This is a genomic window from Novacetimonas sp. GS1, from assembly GCF_036686925.1.
GTDB lineage: Bacteria > Pseudomonadota > Alphaproteobacteria > Acetobacterales > Acetobacteraceae > Novacetimonas > Novacetimonas hansenii.
This window is the reverse complement of sequence record NZ_VSZP01000001.1, coordinates 3202773-3223079: the sequence shown is the minus strand read 5'-3', so window position 1 is coordinate 3223079 and position 20307 is coordinate 3202773. Positions and strand designations below refer to the sequence as shown.

Here is a 20307-nt window from a genome sequence, read left to right as displayed (position 1 = left end):
CCTTTACCGCGTGGGGGCTGCCTGTTCTGGCGCAACCGGTGCCGGAGGGGCGGGCGGTTGCTGCTTTGCCACGCCGCCGAGGAATGATTCCGCCAGCGCACTGTATAGCGAATGGTGGCAGATCATGCGTGAGACGCCATAGGCAAGGAATGCGGTAGCCAGCAGGGCCAGCGTGACTTCCTGATTGTCGCACATTTCCATGACGATGACCGACGCCGTCAATGGTGACTGTACCACGGCGGAAAAATATCCCACCATCCCCAGCAGGACGACCGCACCCGGCGTGGTGTGGGGCAGGAACTGTGCCACCCATCCACCAAACCCCGCCCCGATCGCCAATGATGGCGCGAACAGCCCACCCGGAATGCCGGAGCAGTAGGAAATGATGGTGGCGATGAATTTCAGGATGAAGAACGATGCGGGGTAATGTGCCTGTCCATCAATGATGGCATGCGCCTGATAATATCCCGTGCCGTAGGTGATGCCGTCCGATGCGATGCCAAGGATCGCCAGCATCAGGCCGCATGTGGCGGCGAACGCCACGGGATGGCTTTTGGCAAAGCGTCCCAGCGCACCCGGAAGGCCCGCCGTCGCACGGATCAGGATGGCGGAAAACACGCCACCGCCCACGCCGCCAAGGATGCCGCAGGTCAGCACCGCGATCCAGCTGATGCCGATGGGCACGCTGACGTCGGTATGGCCGAAATAGGTATAGTTGCCGACCAGCGCGATGGCGGTGACACCAGACAGGATCACACCCGTCAGCATGGTGCCACTGGTGCGCTGTTCGAAAGAATGGCTCAATTCCTCAATGGCAAAGACGATCCCGGCAAGCGGCGTGTTGAAGGCCGCAGCCACGCCCGATGCCCCCCCCGCCAGGATCAGGCCCCGCCGCATGCTGACGGTGGACAGGTTCAGCCAGCGCCCGCAGGTATGCATGATGGCCGCCCCCACCTGCACCGTTGGTCCCTCACGCCCGATCGACGCCCCGGCCAGAAGGCCCAGCGTCGTCAGTGCGATCTTGCCAAACGCGATCCGCAACGTCAGCAACCGGTCCACCACCGCGAAGTTCGTCAGGTTCAGTGTTGCGATGGTCTGCGGGATGCCGCTGCCCTGTGCGCCACGGAACCATGTCCGCGTCAGCCATGATGACAGGGCAAGCCCACCTGGCGTGACAATCAGCATGACCCACGGGTTCCATGCGATCAGGTGCGTGCGGATGGCCGCCGCCCTGTCCGCCGCAAGGGCAAAGACGACCGCCACGATTCCCACGGCGATGGCCGCCGTCCAGCAGGCAAGCTTGCGCCGCCACTGTTCCGTGGTGATCCGTGCGGAACGCCGCAGGTGACGCCTGCGGGCCGGGGTAAGGTCAGGTTTCATAGCCGGACAGGGCTTTCAGTAATGACGTGGAACCGGAACCGGTATCTGCTGTGCAAAGATGGAGATAACGTTATCAGACGGGCGTACCGTTCCAGGGTGCGCCGTGCTGATGGTGCGTTGTGGCGCGCAGGGGCCGTTCGGGGTGGGGTGACATCGTGCATGACCGCCACAATGACCCCAAACCCGTGTGTTGGTACAGGGTTGCCGGATCATGTCGCCGTGCCACTGCATGGCTGCCATCCCCGTTGCAACAGTCATCAGGGCAGGACAATGATGCCGTTATGCTTGGCCTTGCGTTCGGGTTCAACATGAATATTGATCAGCGCACTGCCAAGTTCCCGGCGTAATGCCTCCTCGATACGGTCACAGATCTGATGGGCGGCCTCCACACTCATGTCGCCAGCAACGACGAGGTGAAATTCGATGAAGGTCATCGCGCCGACGATACGCGCGCGGATGTCATGCGCCTCGATCGCGCCCGTGGCGTTGATGGAGATGATCCGGCGGATCTGCGTCAGCGTGGCCGGTTCGGGTGCCGCGTCCATCAGGCCGGAGATGGAGGTGCGCATCATGTCCCACCCGGTGCGCAGCACATTAAGCGCGATCAGCCCGGCAAGGATGCTGTCCAGCCTGTCCCATCCCGTCAGAGGGATCAGCACAAAGCCCGCCACCAGCGCGGCTGACGCCCATACGTCGGACAGCACATGCTGTGCCCCCGCGATCAGGGTGGGCGACTGGTGGCGTCGCCCTGCCGCCATCATGACCGCCCCCCATACGAGGTTGAGAATACCCGCCCCGCCATTGAAGATTACGCCGATCATGGAATTGGTCGGCAGGTGGGGGTCGAACCATCCCTTCCATGCCTCATGCCCGATGGTTATGGCGGTCATGACCACCAGTACCCCTTCGGCCACGGCGGACAGGTATTCGGCCTTGTAATGGCCATAGGTGTGGTTTTCGTCCGGCGGCAGGCTTGCGACATGCAGCGCCCACAGCCCCGCCACGGCGGCAACGACATTGATGATCGTCTCCAGCGTGTCGGAATACAGCGCGACACTGCCGGTTGCGCGCCACGCCATGTATTTCATCGCCAGCGCAAGGATGCTGACCGCCAGCGTCACCCAGGCGATCAGGTTGCGTGATGCCCCAGAACTGGAACCAGAACCGGAACCGGGGGCGGTGGTCGGCATCGCCGTGTCTGGGGATGTGCTGATCATACGCTATGCGCCGCCGCAAGCATGCACAGCGTTGCATCATGGCGGGTTTCCATCTGCAACGTGGGATGGACGATCCTGAAGCGCGCCTTGAGTTCGCGGGCGATATCATGCAGCGTACGGCTGTTCATCGCGGGGGCATGTTCATCGCGGACAAGATGAACCGTAAGCGCGGTTTCAGTCGTGCTGATGGGCCAGATATGCAGGTCATGCAGGTCCACGATATCAGGCAGGGTGCGCAGATACTCTTCCACCTGCATGCGATCAACCGAACGTGGCACCCGGTCGAGCGCCATATCCAGCGAATCCCGCAGCAGCGACCACGTCCCCGCCACGATGGAGATGGAGACCAGCAGGCTGACCACCGGGTCCATCCACAGCCATCCCGTCATGACGATGATGCCGCCCGACACCACCACCGCCAGCGACATCAGCGCATCGGATGCCATATGAAGGAACGCGCCCCGCAGGTTCAGGTCCCCTTTGCCCCCGCTGGCGAACAGCATTGCCGTCACCCCGTTGACGGCAATGCCGATGGCGGCGACGACCATGACCGTCATGCCCGCAACCGGATGCGGATGGGCAAGGCGCAGCACGGATTCCCAGATGATCCCCCCCGTCACCAGCAGGAGGGCGACCGCATTGCCCAGCGCCGCAAGGATGGAGGAGCGGCGCAGGCCATAAGTGAAATTGGCGGTGGGGGAACGCCGTGACAGGATTTCCGCCAGCCATGCGGCCCCAAGCGCCAGGACATCGGACAGGTTATGCCCCGCATCGGCAAGCAGCGCGAGCGCATGCGACGCGACGCCCCATGTGGCCTCTGCGATGACGTAAATCAGGTTCAGCGCGATCCCGAAGGCAAAGGCCCTGCCATACGAGGCCGGGGCATGGGCGTGGTGATGGCCGAACGCGCCGTGGGCATGGTCATGGCCCGCATGTCCATCCTCCTCATCATGGTCATGGCTGTGCCCATGACCGTCATCATGATGGGGGGAATGATCATGCCCATGACCATGACAGGATTCGTCGTGATGCTCGTCGCCCATTGGCGCGCTCTTTCCTCGGTCTGTGTCCCGGCGATGCTGCGCCATGGAACGCGAACTTTCAGCGGCTGGGGACATGCGGCGCGCATGGGGCACCCGCATTAATGCGACATGCCGCCCTCGCCCCATCCGGGTCGGCATGATATGGCAGGCGCGCCGCACACGGGCAATGGGTGATTGCAGATCACATGCCCATTCATGTCATACCCCCTGCCGGAGCATCATCGTGTCGATGGACCCTTTCCCGATGATCAGACTTACCGAACTGCGCCTTCCCCTTGGTCATGACCGCGCGGCGCTGGAACAGGCCATTGTGGAACGCCTGGATATCGCCCCTGATGCGCTGGAGGGGTTCGAGATATTCCGTCGTGGCCATGATGCGCGCAGGCGGGGGCGGGTGGTGATGGTCTATACCATCGACTGCCGGGTGCGTGACGCGGATGTGGTGCTGGCGGCGCATGCGCAGGACCGCAATGTGGTTGTGGCGCCCGACACCCGCTACCGCATGTGCATTGATGATGGCGCACGCCTTGCCACGCGCCTGGGTTACAGCCGTCCGGTCGTGGTCGGTGCGGGGCCATGCGGGCTGATGGCGGCACTGGTTCTGGCGCAGATGGGGTTGCGGCCCATCATTGTCGAACGTGGCAAGGTGGTGCGCGAACGCACCGTCGATACGTTTGCGTTGTGGCGCAAATCCGTCCTCAATCCCGAAAGCAACGTGCAGTTCGGCGAAGGCGGGGCAGGGACGTTTTCCGACGGCAAGCTTTACAGCCAGGTCAGCGATCCACGCCATTATGGCCGCAAGGTGCTGGAAGAGTTCGTGCGCGCTGGCGCGCCGGAGGAAATCCTCTATATCTCCCACCCGCATGTCGGCACGTTCCGCCTTGTCTCCATGGTGGAACATATCCGCGCCCAGATCGAGGCGCTTGGCGGGGAATACCGCTTTGACGCGCATGTGGATGAACTGCTGATCGACGTGGCGGCGGATGGCGCGCGCCACGTCACGGGGGTGCGGCTGGGGGATGGGCAGGTCATTGCGGCCACGCATGTCATCCTTGCCATCGGGCACAGCGCACGCGACACGTTCGCCCGCCTGCACGCCAGCGGGGTGGAAATGGTGGCAAAGCCCTTTTCTATCGGCGTGCGTATCGAACACCCGCAATCAGTCATTGATGTCGCGCGATATGGCACCCGCACGCCGGACCCGGTGGTCGGGGCGGCGGATTACCGGCTGGTGCATCATGCGTCCAATGGGCGCGCGGTCTATTCCTTCTGCATGTGCCCCGGCGGCACGGTCGTCGCCGCCACGTCGGAGGAAGGACAGGTCGTGACCAATGGCATGAGCCAGTATTCCCGCGCCGAACGCAATGCAAATGCCGGAATTGTGGTGGGTGTCACACCGGATGTGGATTATCCCGGCGGCCCTCTGGCCGGGATTGCGTTCCAGCGTCACTGGGAACGTCAGGCGTTCCTGGCAGGGGGTGGGCGTTATTTCGCCCCGGCGCAGACGGTGGGCGATTTTCTGGCCGGCCGCGCCTCCACCTCGCTTGGCGATGTCGTGCCGTCCTATCGCCCCGGCGTCACGCCAACCGACCTTGCCGCCTGCCTGCCGGATTTCGTGGTCGCCGCCCTGCGTGAGGCGTTGCCGGCCTTTGAACGTAAGCTGGAGGGATTTGCCATGGCCGACGCCGTCATGACGGGGGTGGAGACACGGACTTCCTCCCCCTTGCGTATCCTGCGGGGTGTGGATGGGCAAAGCGTCAATACCGGCGGCCTTTATCCGGCGGGTGAGGGGGCGGGGTATGCGGGCGGTATCCTGTCGGCGGGGATTGATGGCATCCGCATGGCAGAGGCCGTTGCCCTATCGCTGGCGGGACGCCCGGTGGACGGATTGGTGCGCAAGGGGATGGTACAGGCGTCCGAAGCGCGCTAAGGCAGGATTTTCATAAAATCCTGCCTGACTCAGCGCTTTGTTCGCAGGCTGTCGGGTTGGGAGATTAAATGGACATCATTCATAACTTATGAAAATGTATTTCTGTTTTTTGTTGAAAAATTCTGTTATTTTCATAATTTAAGGAATATTTTTTTGTGTAAACTCCCGATCCAGCAGTCTCCAACAGCCTGTCGGATCGGCTCCGGGTTTTGACCAAAAGTGCAATATGGATGTCCCTATGGGGGCAAATTGATCGTTCGCCCAGGATCGGGATAATCAAAGTTGTCAGGTATCGCTTTTTCCAAGAATCCTGTGATGGTATTTGGACCTTTTGAAAACCACCCCACCAAAGACATTGTTGCTGTTCATGGTGTGTTTAAAAGACTGTTTGAAAAGTCAGTCTTGATAACATTCTGAAATTATAAAAGGTTTTTGGTGAAGCTTTTTCCAAAAAGCTTCAGAAGACGCCGCCTTTTTAAAAAAAGGCGGCACCCAAAAACTTTTATTATTTTTTATCAATGAGTTATTTTCAAATCATCTCTAAGGCAGGTAGACCCTTGTGCTTCTGCTCTACAGGAACGAAATCGGGTCGATATCCACATCCACGCGCGCCCCGCGTTCGGGTTTCACACGTGACAGCCATTCGCGCATGATCGGCTGGACCGGGATGTTGCGCCGCGCGCGCAGCAACAGGCGTTGCCGGTGACGTCCGCGCAGGATGGCAAGTGGCGCGGGTGCGGGGCCAAGCACCTGCACACCATCAAGGCGCGGGGCCGCATGCCCCAGTGCGCGGGCGGTCATGTCGGCGGCTTCGGGGGTGTCAGCACTTACGATCAGGGCGACAAGGCGGCCGAAGGGGGGCCAGAAACCGGGGCGGCGCTGTTCGGCTTCCTGCTCCATGAAGCTTGTGAAATCGCCCGAAACCAGCGCTTCCATCACCGGATGGTCGGGCACATAGCTTTGCAACAGGACATGTCCCGCTGCCTCTGCACGGCCTGCGCGCCCGGCCACCTGGTGCAGCAGTTGCACCGTGCGTTCGGCCGCGCGCAGGTCGCCACCGCCAAGGCCAAGGTCCGCATCGACGATCCCCACCACCGTCAGGTGCGGGAAATGCCACCCCTTGGCGACGATCTGCGTGCCGATCACCAGGTCGATTTCGCGACGGGCGATGCGTTCGACCGCGTCTGCGGTGGCCGCAGGACCGTGGAGTGTATCGCTGGCCATCACCAGGATACGGGCGTCGGGAAAGGTCGCGCGCGCTTCTTCTGTAATGCGTTCGACGCCGGGGCCTATGGGGGTCAGGCTGTCTTCGGCGTTGCATGACGGGCATGCGGGCGGCATCTGTTCGTTATGCCCGCAGTGATGGCATGTCAGGATATGACGCGCGCGATGTTCCACCAGCCATGCAGTGCAGTTCGGGCACTGCATCCGGTGCCCGCAGGTGCGGCACAGTGTCAGCGGCGCATAGCCACGGCGGTTGAGGAACAGCATTGCCTGTTCCTGCCGCCCGATCGCATCCCTGATCGCGCCGGTCAGCACGGGGGATAAAAACAGTCCGCGTTCGGGCGGGTCGGCACGCATGTCGAGTGTCCGCACCTGTGGCATGGATGCATTGCCATGCCGCGCGCCCAGACGCAGGTGGCGGTACCGTCCCGCGCCGACATTGGCCAGTGTCTCCAGGCTGGGCGTCGCGGAAACCAGCACGATGGGGGCCGCGTCCATGCGTGCGCGCACCACCGCCATGTCCCGTGCGTTATAGGTGACGCCCTCTTCCTGCTTGAAGGAGGTTTCGTGCTCCTCATCCACAATGATAAGGCCAAGGCGTGCGAACGGCAGGAACAGGGCCGAACGCGCGCCCACCACCACCCGTGCCGCGCCATCGGCGACCGAACGCCACGTCACGCGCCGCAACCTCGTGCCAAGGTCGGAATGCCACAATGCGGGCTGTGTGCCAAAACGCCGCGCGAAACGTCCCGTCCATTGTGATGACAGCGCAATTTCAGGCAGCAGGACCAGCGCCTGCAATCCTTTTTCAAGGCATGCGGCAATGGCCTCCATATAGATTTCGGTTTTGCCCGATCCTGTCACCCCTTCAAGCAGCGTGATCGAGAACCGGTCCTCCGCCACCGTGTCGCGCAGGGCGCGCGCGACGTCGGCCTGCTTCCCCTCCAGCACGGGGGGGGCGTGGGTGGGGTCGGGCATGCCAAAGGCGGGGGGTGTCGGCAATGCCACTTCACGCAGGCAACCCGCCTGTGCAAGGCCACGCACGACGCTGGCCCCGACACCCGCCCGGTTTGCCAGTTCGGTTGTGGATAGTGGCATCCCGAGACGCGCGATCTCAAGAACCCTGTGCCGTGCGGGGGTCAGGCGCAGGTCAGGGGGGGGGCGTGTCCGTGACCGCCCATCCGGCGGCTGGACGCGGGGCGGCGGCCATGGCATTGGCCCGTAACGCCATGGCCAGCACCATGCCCGGCGGTGATAGCGTATAGGCCGCGACCCAGTCGATGAACTGGCGCAGGGCGGCCGGTAGGGGGGGCAGGTCCAGCCGTGCGCTGACGGCGCGCAGGCGGCCGGTGGCGACGGTGGGCATGGGCGGCGGCATGAATTCAGGGGGCAGGCGCAGATGTGTGTCCCACACCACGCCGGTTTCGGTGCGTCGGCCCAGGGGGACTGTCACGATATCCCCGGGATGCAGTGTGCCCGCCGGGGGCATGCGGTAATCCAGCGCACCAGCGAATGGCAGCGGCAGCATGACGCGCACCCGTTGTGGCGCGTTCTGTGCCCCGTCTCGTGCCCCATCCCGTGTCCTGTCGCGTGCCCCGTCATGGGGCGTGTCACGGGGCGTGTCATGGGCAGGATCAGGACGCGCATCGGCGGAGGCGGCAGGCGAGTCCGGTTGCGACTCCAGCAGGTCGGGCATGTGGTTACGACGCGGCATGAATGTTTTCTAGCGTCGTGGCGGGCGGATGTCTTGCCTGCTGTTGCATGGGGGGGCACATGGGATCATGAACGCGGTGTACAGCCAGACATAACAGGCTGGGCATAAAAGACCGGGCATAAAGGGGACGACGCGCCATGATGGCCATGCAGGCATGCGCATGTTTTCTGGACTGGATGGCCGATGAACGCCGTGCCTCCCCCCGCACGACCGAGGCCTATCGCGGGGACCTGCACCGCTTCCTCGATTTCCTTGGCGGCCATCTGGGCGGGGAGGTTGATGTCGCGGCACTTGATGCACTCAGCCTTGCGGACCTGCGGGCATGGCTGGCGTTTGAACATGATCAGGCGTTGCGCCCGCGACCGGGCCATCGTGTCACGACCCGCGACCGCGCGGCCCGAACGCGGGCGCGACGGGTTTCGGCCCTGCGTTCGTTCTTTCGCTACCTTGCGCGGCATCATGGGGTGGACAACCCCGCGCCTGCGCTGCTGGCGGCCCCGCGTGTAAAGAAAACACTGCCCCGTCCCCTGAGCCATGAAGACGCGCTGGAGGTGCCGCAGGGCGTGGGCGAAATCGCGCATACCCCCATGGCCCGCATGCGCGACGGTGCGCTGTTCCTGCTGCTATATGGCTGTGGTTTGCGTATTTCAGAGGCACTGTCGCTTGATGTGGCGGATCTTGACCGCGCCATGGCGCTTGGTGGGGGCGCGGACGAAGGTGTGCTGCGGATCATGGGCAAGGGGGGCAAGGAACGTATGGTGCCCCTTCTGCCGGTCGTGGGCCGCGCCCTGCGTGAATGGCGACGCCATCATCCCGCGCCGGTTGCCGGGGCGCCACTGTTCCCCGGTGTGCGCGGTGGCCGACTGCAGGCAGCCGTGGCGCAGCGCGCGATGCGGACGTGGCGGCATATGGCGGGCCTGCCGGACCATGCAACCCCGCACGCGCTGCGTCATTCATTTGCAACGCACCTGATGGAAGGGGGGGCGGACCTGCGTGTGATTCAGGAATTGCTGGGCCATGCCAGCCTGTCCACGACACAGCGTTATACCCTGGCCGATGAATCGCGCCTGCTTGACGTATGGACACGCGCGCACCCGCGCGCCGGGGCATGAGGGGGCTGTCGCAGCATGATGGCCCGTTGGTATCCCCCGGCGTGGCGTTTCATATGCCCGTCAGGCGGTATCGGGTGTGATCGGGTGGCCCCGTTGCGGCCCGGATGGGGGATGGGGAAATAATGGGGCACAGCCCTGTCCGCGAAAGCCCTGTCCGCAAAAGCCTTGTCCGTGCGCAGATGAGGGATAAGGATATCCCAGCAGGAAACCGGAGTTTTTGATTGTCATGAACCAGCTTCCCAGACAGCCCTATCCCCCGATCGAACCCTATGACCACGGATATCTTGATACCGGGGATGGGCATCGGGTTTATTGGGAATTGTGCGGCAATCCCGATGGCATACCCGTCGTGTTCCTCCATGGGGGACCGGGGGGGGGATGTTCCGCGTTGCAACGGCGGATGTTCGATCCCGCGCGCTATCGCATCTTGCTGTTCGATCAGCGTGGGTGTGGCCGTTCGAAACCGCATGCCGCGCTGGATAACAACACGACATGGCATCTGGTGGGCGATATCGAACGCCTGCGTGAAATGACGGGTGCGCCCGCATGGATGGTATTCGGCGGGTCGTGGGGATCGACGTTGGCGCTGGCCTATGCGCAGACGCATCCCGACCGGGTCAGTGCGCTTGTGCTGCGTGGGATCTTTACCCTGCGGCGGGCTGAACTGCTGTGGTATTATCAGGAAGGCGCGTCATGGCTGTTTCCCGACAGGTGGGAACGGTTCATCGCCCCCATCCCGCCTGACGAACGCGATGACCTGATCGCGGCCTATCGCAGGCGTCTGACCGGCCCGGAAGGGGAGGAACGTGACCGTGCCGCCCTGGCGTGGAGCCTGTGGGAGGGGGAGACGCTGACGCTTTTGCCGGTGCCTGACATCGCGGCGCAGCATGCTGACATCCGCTATGCCCTCGCATTTTCACGTATCGAGAATCATTATTTTGTCCATGGCGGCTGGCTGGAGGAGGGGCAGTTGATTCGCGATGTCGGGTTGATCCGCCATATTCCCACTGTGATCGTGCAGGGCCGCTATGACGTGGCCACGCCCATGCGCACGGCATGGGATCTGCACCGTGCATGGCCGGAGGCGACGTTCCGGCTGGTTGATGCGGCGGGGCACGCCATGTCGGAAGAGGGGATCATGGCCGCCCTGCTGGATGCGACGGATTCGTTTGCCGACCGGCTGTAACGATGGCCATCCCCCGCCATTTCCGTCCGGTATGTGGTGTCGTGGCCGGCCTGGCCGTGCTGCTCGCCTGCGTGCAGGTGCTGCCCGTCCGTCATGCCCATGCACAGGATGCGGCGCGACTGTGTTCGCGCCGTCATGTCGCGCAGGTGCCGTTGCGTAATGATGGCGGGTATCTGTCGATTGTGGCGCAGGTGGCCGGGCGTGACCTCAGCCTGCTGGTGGATACAGGGTCCGATGGTGGGTTGCTGACACCGGAAATGGTGCATCGCCTGCGCCTTGCCCTCGACCCGGATCAGCAGACGGTGGTCCATGGGACAGGTGGCACCGCACATGCCACGCCCAATGCCATCGTGCCGGACCTGCGCATTGGCGGGATTGATTTTGGCGTCATGTCCGCCCCGGTGGGTATCCTGCCGGGACAGCCGATGATTACGCCCCCTGTGGGGGGGCTGCTTGGCGGGGATATCCTGTCGCGCTTTGACCTCGACATGGATGTCCCCAATGGGCAGCTTGGCCTGTGGGAGGTGCATGCGGCCTCGCTGGCCTGCGCACAGCCCCCGGCCTGGGCGGGATGGTATGATACCCTGCCGCTGCAACGTCAGGAAAACCGGTTCATGCTGAATGTGCGTATCAACGGGCAACCGGTGATGGCGCTGCTCGACAGTGGTGCGCGCTCCCGTATCGTCTCGCCCCATGTGGCGGCCCGCCTTGGCGTGCCCGCACAACAGCTTGAGACCGATCCCGGCGGGATTACCAGCGGGATTGACGGGCATGAGGATGTCTATCACTGGCATCGCTTCAGCAGCCTGCAGATCGGTCATGAACTGGAACGCAATACCGTCATGACGGTGGCCCCCCTGCGTGAAGGGCTGGAGATGCTGCTTGGATCGGACTGGTTTGCGACGCACCGGGTCTGGATTTCATATGCGACGGGACAGGCGTTTGTCAGGCCCGCGCTGCATACGCCCGTACCTGCCCGTCTGGCGTCTGATCCCGTCATGATGCCGGTGGCGCCACGTCATGCGCCCCATCCCGCATCCGGCACGCGGCCATAGGGGCGGCACCCTGGTACGAAGCCTCATATGGCTGGTGGAGATTTTTAAAAACCTCCGAAATACCAGATATCCCCAAAAGACTGTTTGAAAGGGTAAGTCCGATAAGATCGGAAAATGATGAAAGTTTCTGGTGAAGATTTTTTCAAAAATCTTCAGAAGGCACCGCCTTATTTCAAGAAAGGTGGCACCGAAAAACTTTTATCATTCAGTGGGATGCCGGCTCTGATTTTTTAAACCGCGTCCCTGGCGCCTCTGTGCAGGCCCCTTGTGTGATGTGGCGACTGGCAGCCCCCGTTCCCCGGGGACGGGAAACGGGGGCGTGTGTCGATCAGCCCTTCAGGTGGGCATTGCACACGCTGTAATACCCGCCACCGCGTTCGATCCAGCGCAGGCCGCCATTGGCATTGGTCGATTTGTTCGCGTTGTACTGGTCAAGGCAGGTATGCAGGCGGGCCTTGCCTGCCGTTTCCTTGGCGTATTTGGCTGAAACCGCGCTGGGCAGGGTGGCGTTCGTCGCGACCGGGGCGGTGGCTGCGGGCGTTGCCTGTGCTGTCGTCGCGGGCTTGGGGGCTTCGGCAGGGGCCGTGGTGGCTGCGGCGGGGGTGGCCGGTGCCGCGGTCGTGGCCGGGGTGGCGGCGTCGTCGCACTGTGCGGTCTTGAACGCCTTATAGGTCTGCCCGTTCAGGGTGCCGGCGGTGCGGGCGGCCACGAATTTCTGGTGGCAGGCCTTTGACGTCTCGCGGGCATGGCCGGTGGCGGGGGAGAGCGCCATTGCAGCAGGCAGGCCCAGGGCCATGGCTGCGGTCAGGTAGGTGCGGCAGGAAAGAATCATGAAAAAACAGTCCTCCGATATGATGCGCCAAGGCGATGATGAAACCAGGGCGATGATGAAAACGGTGGGTGATACGGCCGCGCCGGGCAGGCGCTATAGCGCGCTGTCGCCAGTTTCACGGGTGCGGATGCGTACCACGCTTTCAAGGGGGGTAATGAAAATCTTGCCGTCGCCGATCTTGCCGGTATGGGCGGCCTGCACGATGGTTTCGATGGTCTGTTCCACAAGGTCATCGGGCACCGCGACCTCGATCTTGATCTTGGGCAGGAAGCTGACATGGTATTCCGCGCCGCGATAGATTTCGGTCTGGCCTTTCTGGCGCCCGAATCCTTTGACCTCCGATACCGTAAGACCCTGGATTCCCAACGGGGTCAGGGCCTCGCGCACGTCGTCGAGCTTGAAAGGCTTGATGATGGCTGTAACAAGCTTCATCGCACCGTATCTCCATTCCTGTCGTTGCGGACGGGGGCCGTATTATATCGGGGGCCAGTATATCGTTCGTGCATCCGGTCCTATCCTATATCGCGAGTGTGCGCATCGTGTCATCCGATTACGTCACCTGTCGGTGCGTGTCGTTTGGACAGAGGGTGCGTTGCATGCCATATCTGCGGGGCACAGCGCGTGAACACCCCGGCAGGGTCCGGGGTTCCCCCACGGTGGCCACGATCAGGATACAGGAAAACCATGAGCGAACACATGACAGCCCCCCCGTCCCCCCCGGCGGCCGCGATGGAGGTGGATGTCTGCATCGTGGGGGCTGGCCCCGTGGGCGCGACCCTTGCGTGTCGCCTCGCGGTGGAGGGGATGCGCGTGGTCATCATCGACCGTGCGGCCCTGCCGCCGATGGAACATCCCGCCTTTGACGGTCGTGCCTATGCCATTGCGGCGGGGTCGCGCCGCCTGCTGGAGGCGGCGGGCGTGTGGCGGAACCTGCCGATGCCATCATGCGACATTCGCGAAATTCGCGTGACCGATGGCCGGCCGGGGCAGCGACCTTCACCATTATTCCTTGAATTCGGGCGTGAGGACGCGTCCGAGCCATTCGGGTCCATGATCGAGGCGCGTGCCCTGCGTGTCGCGCTGAACGCCACGTTGCACGCGACGCCGGGGGTAAGTGTCCTTGCCCCGGACGAGGCCACGGTCGTGCGCAAGGCCGATGGCGCGGTCATCACCACGCGCAGTGGACGCACGATTTCCGCCCGCCTTGTGGTTGCGGCCGAGGGACGGCGCAGTCCGCTGCGCACGCAGGCGGGGATCGTGGTGACGCGCCTGCCGTATCACCAGTGCGGGATCGTGTGTGCTGTGGCCCATGAACGCCCGCACGAAGGTCGTGCGCTGGAACATTTCCTGCCTGCCGGTCCCTTTGCGCAATTGCCCATGGCCGGGACGGCGGAACATCCCAACCTGTCCGCGCTGGTCTGGACGGATGGGGAAAAACTGGCCCATCGGCTTGCCGAACTGCCTGCTGATGCCTTCACCCATGAAATCCACCGGCGCATGGGCGACTGGCTGGGGGCGGTGACGCCGGTGGGACGGCGCTGGGTCTATCCGCTGTCGGCACAGTATGCGCAGCGTTATATCGATACGCGCCTCGTGCTTGTGGGGGATTCGGCGCATGGGATCCATCCCATTGCGGGGCAGGGGCTCAATCTTGGCTTTCGCGACGTGATTGCGCTGTCGGATATTCTGGCGGGCGTGCATGCGCGTGGCGGCGATGTGGGCGATCCGTCCGTCCTGCGGGATTATCAGGCGCGCTGCCGTCCGGCCAATATGCTGATGCTGGCGGCGACGGACGTGCTGGAACGGCTGTTTGGCAATGATAATCCCGTGCTGCGCCTGGCGCGGGATGTCGGGCTGGCGGGGGTGAACCGCATTACCCCGCTGCGCCGGGCATTCGCACGCCATGCCATGGGCCTGTAAGGGGCGTGGTGGCACCATGCCCACCAGGTGCGCTATGATTGCGCGATGATGATGTCCTTTCGCCTTTTCTGAACGGATGCTCCGACATGTCTGAACGTCAGCCTTCTGCCCCTTCGATGACCGAACAGCGTCGGCCGCCGGTCCTGCCGCCCACGCTGTCAGGTATTGATGTCGATGCCCTGTGGCATGAAATCGTGGAGCCGGCCTGCGGGTGCTGCGACCCGCTGGTGAAGGGGCTGCTTGCCACCGGGATACGCAACCACGCCACCTTTGGCGCGGCGCTGGCGGCGTTGATCGGGCGCAAGCTGGGCGATCGGGCGGTGGCGGATGATGCGTTGTCCGAACTGGTGACGGAAGTGTTTGAGGCAGACCCTGATATCGTTGCGGCGGCGGCGGCGGACCTTGTCGCGATTCGCGAACGTGACCCCGCGACCGGCAATTATGCGACGCCCTTCCTGTTCTTTAAGGGATATCATGCGGTGCAGAGCCATCGCGTCGCGCACTGGCTGTGGAACAACGGGCGTGAATATCTTGCGCTGCATCTGCAAAGCCGGTGTTCGGAACTGTTCGCGGTGGATATCCACCCTGCCGCGCGGCTGGGGCGGCGTATCCTGTTCGATCATGGTACGGGCATCGTCATTGGCGAAACCTCGGTGCTGGAGGACGATGTGTCCCTGTTGCAGGGGGTGACGCTGGGGGGAACCGGTAAGAATGTGGGGGACCGCCACCCCAAGGTGCGCCGTGGTGTCCTGATCGGGGCGGGGGCCAAGATTCTGGGCAATATCGAAATTGGCGAAGGGGCAAAGATCGGCGCGGGGTCGATCGTGCTGGAATCCGTCGCCCCCTATACCACCGTTGTCGGCAATCCCGCGCGTTCGGTTGGTACACGGCATTCGTCGCTTCCTGCCTTTACCATGGACCAGATGCTGCCGCCGCTTGACTATATCATCTGATGGCTGGACCCGGTGTGCCTGGTGGTGGCGATGATGGGGGGGACGGGGCAGGGGTCATTGTGATCGGCGGTGGCCCGGCGGGGCTGGCCGCGGCGGAAGTCCTGTCGGCGGCGCGATGTCGTGTGCGTGTGCTTGAACAATGTCCCACCGTGGGGCGCAAATTCATGATGGCCGGGCGTGGCGGCCTGAACCTGACGCATTCCGAACCGATGGCGCGGTTTATGGCGCGCTATGGCGCGGCGCGGCCCCACCTTGCCGAAGCCCTTGCGGCTTTTGGTCCCGATGACATGTGCGACTGGGCGCGGGAATTGGGACAGCCCTGTTATGTCGGCAGCAGTGGCCGGATCTTTCCCGTGGCGATGAAGGCATCGCCCCTGCTGCGGGCGTGGGTTGCACGGCTGGAGGGGGCGGGGGTGCGGATCATGACGCGGCATCGCTGGCTGGGCTGGGACGCGGCGGGGCAGGTCCGTGTGGCGGGGCCGGATGGGGCGGAGGTTGCATTGCGCGCCGATGCGCTGGTGCTGGCGACAGGCGGGGCAAGCTGGGCGCGGCTGGGTGCCAATGGGGCATGGAGTGATATCGTGGCATCGCGTGGCGTGGCGGTCGCGCCATTCCGGCCCGCCAATTGTGGTTTTCGCATCGGCTGGTCCGATCTGATGCGCGCACGTTTCGAAGGTGCGCCGCTGCATGGGATTGCCATGCGGATCGGCGAAACCCATGCACGGGGGGAGGCCGTTGTCACCCGAAACGGGATCGAGGGGGGCGTCGTCTATGCCCTGTCCGCGCCCATCCGCGATGCACTTGCGCGCCAGCAGGGGCAGGTGCGCATCCATATCGACCTGCGCCCCGACATGGATATCGCACAGGTGACGCAGCGCCTTGCCCGCGTGCGGGGACGGGAAAGCGTGTCGAACCTGCTGCGCAAGGGGGTGCGCCTGTCGCCCGTCATGCTCGCGCTGCTGCGTGAGGGCGGGGGCGTCAACCTGCCGCGCGAACCACGGGCGCTGGCGATGCTGCTCAAGGATGTGCCGCTGGTGGTGGAGGGGACGGACGCTATCGACCGCGCGATTTCGGTGGCGGGTGGCGTGCGCTGGGACGATGTGGATACGCGCCTGATGCTGCGCAAGCTGCCCGGTGTGTTTGTCGCAGGCGAAATGGTGGACTGGGAGGCACCGACCGGTGGCTACCTGTTGCAGGCCTGTGTTGCGATGGGGCGTTGGGCTGCGGCCGGTGCGGTGCAATGGTTGCGCGACACCCCCAAGGGGCTGTATCCGTCAGCCCCATGACGGTAGCGATCACGATTGGGGAACGACGGGGGGCCACCGCAGGGGACGCCCCCGTCACGATGGACCTTGCGGAACTGCTGTCCACGCGCCTGCTGGTGCAGGGCAATTCGGGGTCGGGCAAGTCACACCTGCTGCGTCGGCTGCTGGAACAGTCCGCCCGCCTGGTGCAGCAGGCGATCATTGACCCCGAAGGCGATTTCGTAAGCCTGGCAGAGCATTATGGCCATCTGGTCATCGACGCCGCCGAACATACCGAGGCCGCGTTGCATGCGGCGGGCGAGCGCATGCGCGTGCATCGTGCCTCTGTCGTGCTGAATCTGGAAGGCGTGGACGCAGAGGTGCAGATGCGTCGTGCCGCGGCCTTTCTGGGGGGCATGTTCGAAGTGCCGCGCGAATACTGGTATCCTGTGGTTGTCGTGGTCGATGAGGCGCAGATGTTCGCCCCCGCCGCCGCGGGCGAGGTTTCGGACGAGGCGCGGCGGGCATCGCTGGGTGCGATGACCAACCTGATGTGCCGTGGGCGCAAGCGTGGGCTGGCGGGTATCATCGCGACGCAGCGCCTGGCGAAGCTGGCGAAGAATGTCGCGGCCGAAGCCTCCAACTTCCTGATGGGGCGTACCTTTCTCGATATCGACATGATGCGTGCGGCCGACCTGCTGGGCATGGAGCGCAGGCAGGCCGAAAGCTTCCGTGATCTGGAACGCGGCTGTTTCGTTGCCCTCGGCCCCGCCATCAGCCGTCGCCCCCTTGCCGTGCGGATTGGCGCGGTGGAAACCGAAAGCCGTTCCGCCGGGCCTGCGCTGATGCCGTTCGAGCCCACCGCCCCGGCGGAAGAAATCCGCGAACTGATCCTGACACCCGTTCCCGAACGTGAACTGCCTGCGCGTGCGCCGCGTCCTGCCACCCCGCCGCCCGATATTCTGGCCCAGCTTGCGGCGCATGCCGATGTCGCCCGTGCCGAGGCAGAGGTCGAGGTCGAAGCCCCGCCCGATATCGATCCCGTGGAGCAGAAACAGCGTTTCGCCGCGATTCTTGCTGATATCTTGCAAGATGAGGAGGCCGGATTCCGGCCGGTCCATGTGCTGTATCAGGATTTCCTTGTCCGTTGCCGGATCGAGGGGATGGGGCGGCAGGCGTTGGACATGCCGCGTTTTCGCCGCGCACTGGCCACCGCACGCGCCGGTGTCGACGCCCGCATGGCACAGACGGATGTGTGGAAGCAGGCTGAACAGATGGCCTCGGCCCTGCCTGAGGACGTGCAGGGGATTTTCCTGCTGATTGCCCGCAGCGCGCTGGAAAAACTGCCCTGCCCATCGGATGCAACGATCGCGCGTGCCTATGGCACCCACTCGCTGGGTCGGGCGCGGCGGCAGTTGACCTATCTGGAGGAACAGAACGTCATCGTCCTGCGCATGGATGGAATGGGCCGCCGCAGTGCTGTCATCGTCGGCCTTGGCTGGGAAACCGCCCCGGCATTGCCTGATGCACCTGCGTAAGGGGGGAAAGGCACTCATCCCGAAAAGCTTCGGGGACTGTCGTTGCACAAAGCGTCAAAAGGCGGTCTTCGGTTGAAAAAATAACACCCAGGGACTTTTCTGGGGGATGGCAAAAGTGTGTTCGCAGCCAGTCTGGAATGCGCATCGGGATGAAGTGGGAAACATATGCGACGTCGTGATTTCATGGCATGCGGATCGGCTTTCATACTGTCGCCAGTCCATGCCCATGCCGATGCGGCGGTTCCTGCTGTCCTGTCCGGTTATGAACGTGCCACGGGCGGCCATGTCGGGGTTTATGCACATAATATCGTAACCGGGCGGAAACTGCTGTGGCGGGCAGACGAACGTTTTGTCATGTGCAGTACGTTCAAGGCGTCGCTTGTCGCATGTGTGCTGTCGCATGTGGATCAGGGGCGTGATGGGCTGGACCGTGTCATTCCCCTGACCGGCGCAGATATTCAGGACTGGTATGCCCCGGTGGCAAAGGCCGCGCTGGCGCAGGGACATGCGGGTATGTCCGTGGAAGACATGTGCAAAGGCGCGGTGGAGCAGAGCGATAATAGCTGCGCCACGCTCCTGCTGTCGCGTATTGGTGGGCCGCCTGCATTGACGGCGTTCTGGCGGGCGAGGGGCGATGGGACGACGCGGCTTGATGACCCGGAACCCTTCCTGAATCGCACGCCTGCCGGTGGGGTGCGTGATACGACGACCCCTGCCGCAATGGCGGGGATCATGCAGGGGCTTGTACTGGGGGCGGTGCTGTCGCCGTCGTCGCGTGCGCTTCTGACGCGTTGGCTGATCGGGTGTCAGACCGGGAAGAACCGCCTGCGTGCGGGATTGCCTGCGAACTGGGTGGTGGGGGACAAGACCGGGAACAATGCCCGTGATGCGGCAGGCGACATTGCGGTGGCATGGCCCCATCCCGATATGCCCATCGTCATGTGCGTCTATACGCGGGGTGGGACACCCACAGAACCGCAGTTCGCCAATGTCTTTGCCGGTGTGGGGCGGCTTGTGGCGCGGACCCTGACGACAGGCTGAAAACTGTCGGCATGTCGGGGGGGGATTGCCAAAAACATCAAAAGGATGTTGCCGTGTTGAACCCGGGCGGCATCCGGGAATGTTTTCCGTTTTTGTAATCAGGTCCCTGTTTTCGGGCAGGTGGGTTGGATCGCAGCCTCTTGCTGGGTACCTTCTGGTGCCGTCATGTTCCTTGTCGTCCAGCGTTCGCGGGTCAGGCGATAGAGGACCTGCCGGCGCAACGGGTGTCCCAACGCGATGCGCGGATGATAAAAATCATCCTGTGGGTCACGCATCATTCCCAGCTTTTCCATGACGTGACGCGAACGTTGGTTATCTGGCGCTGTGTTTGCGACGATTTCCGGCAGTTGCAGCGTTTCAAACCCGAAACGCAGGCAGAGGGCTGCGGCCTCTGGTGCGTAACCCCGGCCCCAGAAAGGGTGCGCCACGCGCCAGCCAATTTCCACCGCCGGGGTAAACGGGGCATCATATCCCACCCGGTGCAGTCCAACCGTGCCCACGAATGTACCGTCCGTACGATCTTCCACGGCCCAGAAACAAAAGCCATGTTCGTGTTGGTGCGCGCGCTGGGTGTCGATCCATGTCGTATAGGCGGCCTGTCGTGTCATGGGCAGCATGTATTCCATGACTGCGGGATCTGCCGACATGTCCGCAAAGGCGGCCCGGTGCCTGTCTTCCCACGTGCGCAGGATCAGCCGTCGCGAATGAAGCTCCACGGTTTTGTTCTTTCTTGGAAGCTGTTTGAAAAGTCAGGCTCAATAACATACTGAAATTATAAAAGTTTTTGGTGAAGCTTTTTCTAAAAAGCTTCAGAAGACTGCTACCTTTTTGAAATAAGGGGCACCCAAAAACCTTTCTTATTTTTATCAATGATTTGTTTTCAAACAATCTCTTATGTCGCGTTCCTCAGGAACCGAC

At 63.2% G+C, this 20307-nt stretch carries 15 protein-coding genes and 1 pseudogene; 9 read left to right on the top strand and 7 right to left on the bottom strand.

Features of this window, described 5'->3' with window-relative positions; translation table 11 throughout:
• Nucleotides 1-3: 3 nt before the first annotated feature.
• The 3 genes from FYB92_RS14125 to FYB92_RS14115 all read right to left on the bottom strand — a co-directional run bounded on the left by FYB92_RS14125 (nucleotide 4) and on the right by FYB92_RS14115 (nucleotide 3640).
• A complete protein-coding gene (locus tag FYB92_RS14125; protein ID WP_003617838.1) occupies nucleotides 4-1380 on the bottom strand; it encodes a chloride channel protein in 1377 nt (458 codons plus the stop codon).
• 257 nt (nucleotides 1381-1637) lie between these two features.
• Nucleotides 1638-2570, bottom strand: coding sequence for a cation diffusion facilitator family transporter (locus tag FYB92_RS14120; protein ID WP_332829026.1), 933 nt, complete (start codon nucleotides 2568-2570; stop codon nucleotides 1638-1640).
• Between the two features lie 23 nt (nucleotides 2571-2593).
• On the bottom strand, nucleotides 2594-3640 hold the full coding sequence (locus FYB92_RS14115) for a cation diffusion facilitator family transporter (RefSeq protein ID WP_003617841.1): 1047 nt from the start codon (nucleotides 3638-3640) through the stop codon (nucleotides 2594-2596).
• Nucleotides 3641-3884: 244 nt separating this feature from the next.
• Between FYB92_RS14115 and FYB92_RS14110 the strand changes: the two genes are divergently transcribed.
• The gene (locus FYB92_RS14110; protein WP_332828832.1) at nucleotides 3885-5570 is read left to right on the top strand and encodes an FAD-dependent protein; all 1686 of its coding nucleotides are present in this window, start codon (nucleotides 3885-3887) and stop codon (nucleotides 5568-5570) included.
• 570 nt (nucleotides 5571-6140) lie between these two features.
• On the opposite strand, the pseudogene FYB92_RS14105 reads toward FYB92_RS14110, so the two are convergent.
• Nucleotides 6141-8322: pseudogene (locus tag FYB92_RS14105) on the bottom strand (primosomal protein N').
• A 323-nt stretch (nucleotides 8323-8645) separates the two neighbouring features.
• Here FYB92_RS14105 and FYB92_RS14100 point away from each other — a divergent pair.
• From FYB92_RS14100 to FYB92_RS14090, 3 genes are all read left to right on the top strand, one after another.
• Nucleotides 8646-9620 carry a tyrosine recombinase XerC gene (locus FYB92_RS14100; RefSeq protein ID WP_003617844.1) on the top strand — a complete coding sequence of 325 codons (975 nt, stop codon included), beginning with the start codon at nucleotides 8646-8648 and terminating at the stop codon, nucleotides 9618-9620.
• Between the two features lie 226 nt (nucleotides 9621-9846).
• Nucleotides 9847-10806, top strand: coding sequence for a prolyl aminopeptidase (pip, locus tag FYB92_RS14095; protein WP_192264899.1), 960 nt, complete (start codon nucleotides 9847-9849; stop codon nucleotides 10804-10806).
• A 2-nt stretch (nucleotides 10807-10808) separates the two neighbouring features.
• Nucleotides 10809-11861: a retroviral-like aspartic protease family protein gene (locus FYB92_RS14090; protein ID WP_075624487.1), complete on the top strand. Its 1053-nt coding sequence runs from the start codon at nucleotides 10809-10811 to the stop codon at nucleotides 11859-11861.
• A 328-nt stretch (nucleotides 11862-12189) separates the two neighbouring features.
• Here FYB92_RS14090 and FYB92_RS14085 read toward each other — a convergent pair whose 3' ends face one another.
• Entirely contained in the window at nucleotides 12190-12693 is a 504-nt protein-coding gene (locus FYB92_RS14085) for a hypothetical protein (protein ID WP_332828831.1), read from the bottom strand.
• A gap of 93 nt (nucleotides 12694-12786) precedes the next feature.
• The gene (locus FYB92_RS14080; RefSeq protein ID WP_003617852.1) at nucleotides 12787-13125 is read right to left on the bottom strand and encodes a P-II family nitrogen regulator; all 339 of its coding nucleotides are present in this window, start codon (nucleotides 13123-13125) and stop codon (nucleotides 12787-12789) included.
• 252 nt (nucleotides 13126-13377) lie between these two features.
• Between FYB92_RS14080 and FYB92_RS14075 the strand changes: the two genes are divergently transcribed.
• The 5 genes from FYB92_RS14075 to bla all read left to right on the top strand — a co-directional run bounded on the left by FYB92_RS14075 (nucleotide 13378) and on the right by bla (nucleotide 19389).
• Nucleotides 13378-14613, top strand: coding sequence for a UbiH/UbiF/VisC/COQ6 family ubiquinone biosynthesis hydroxylase (locus FYB92_RS14075; protein WP_175575119.1), 1236 nt, complete (start codon nucleotides 13378-13380; stop codon nucleotides 14611-14613).
• Nucleotides 14614-14699: 86 nt separating this feature from the next.
• Nucleotides 14700-15566: a serine O-acetyltransferase gene (cysE, locus tag FYB92_RS14070; RefSeq protein ID WP_062809785.1), complete on the top strand. Its 867-nt coding sequence runs from the start codon at nucleotides 14700-14702 to the stop codon at nucleotides 15564-15566.
• Nucleotides 15566-16852 (top strand): TIGR03862 family flavoprotein, encoded by a 1287-nt coding sequence (locus FYB92_RS14065; protein WP_332828830.1) that lies wholly within the window; start codon nucleotides 15566-15568, stop codon nucleotides 16850-16852. Before cysE ends, FYB92_RS14065 begins: the two co-directional genes overlap by 1 nt.
• Nucleotides 16849-18348, top strand: a complete 1500-nt coding sequence (locus FYB92_RS14060; protein ID WP_332828829.1) for an ATP-binding protein — start codon at nucleotides 16849-16851, stop codon at nucleotides 18346-18348. The genes FYB92_RS14065 and FYB92_RS14060 overlap by 4 nt, the downstream gene beginning before the upstream one ends.
• Before the next feature lie 165 nt (nucleotides 18349-18513).
• A complete protein-coding gene (gene bla / locus FYB92_RS14055) occupies nucleotides 18514-19389 on the top strand; it encodes a class A beta-lactamase (RefSeq protein ID WP_332828828.1) in 876 nt (291 codons plus the stop codon).
• Nucleotides 19390-19487: 98 nt separating this feature from the next.
• Here the strand turns inward: bla and FYB92_RS14050 are convergent, their stop codons facing one another.
• Nucleotides 19488-20105 (bottom strand): GNAT family N-acetyltransferase, encoded by a 618-nt coding sequence (locus tag FYB92_RS14050; RefSeq protein ID WP_281650146.1) that lies wholly within the window; start codon nucleotides 20103-20105, stop codon nucleotides 19488-19490.
• Nucleotides 20106-20307: the final 202 nt, after the last annotated feature.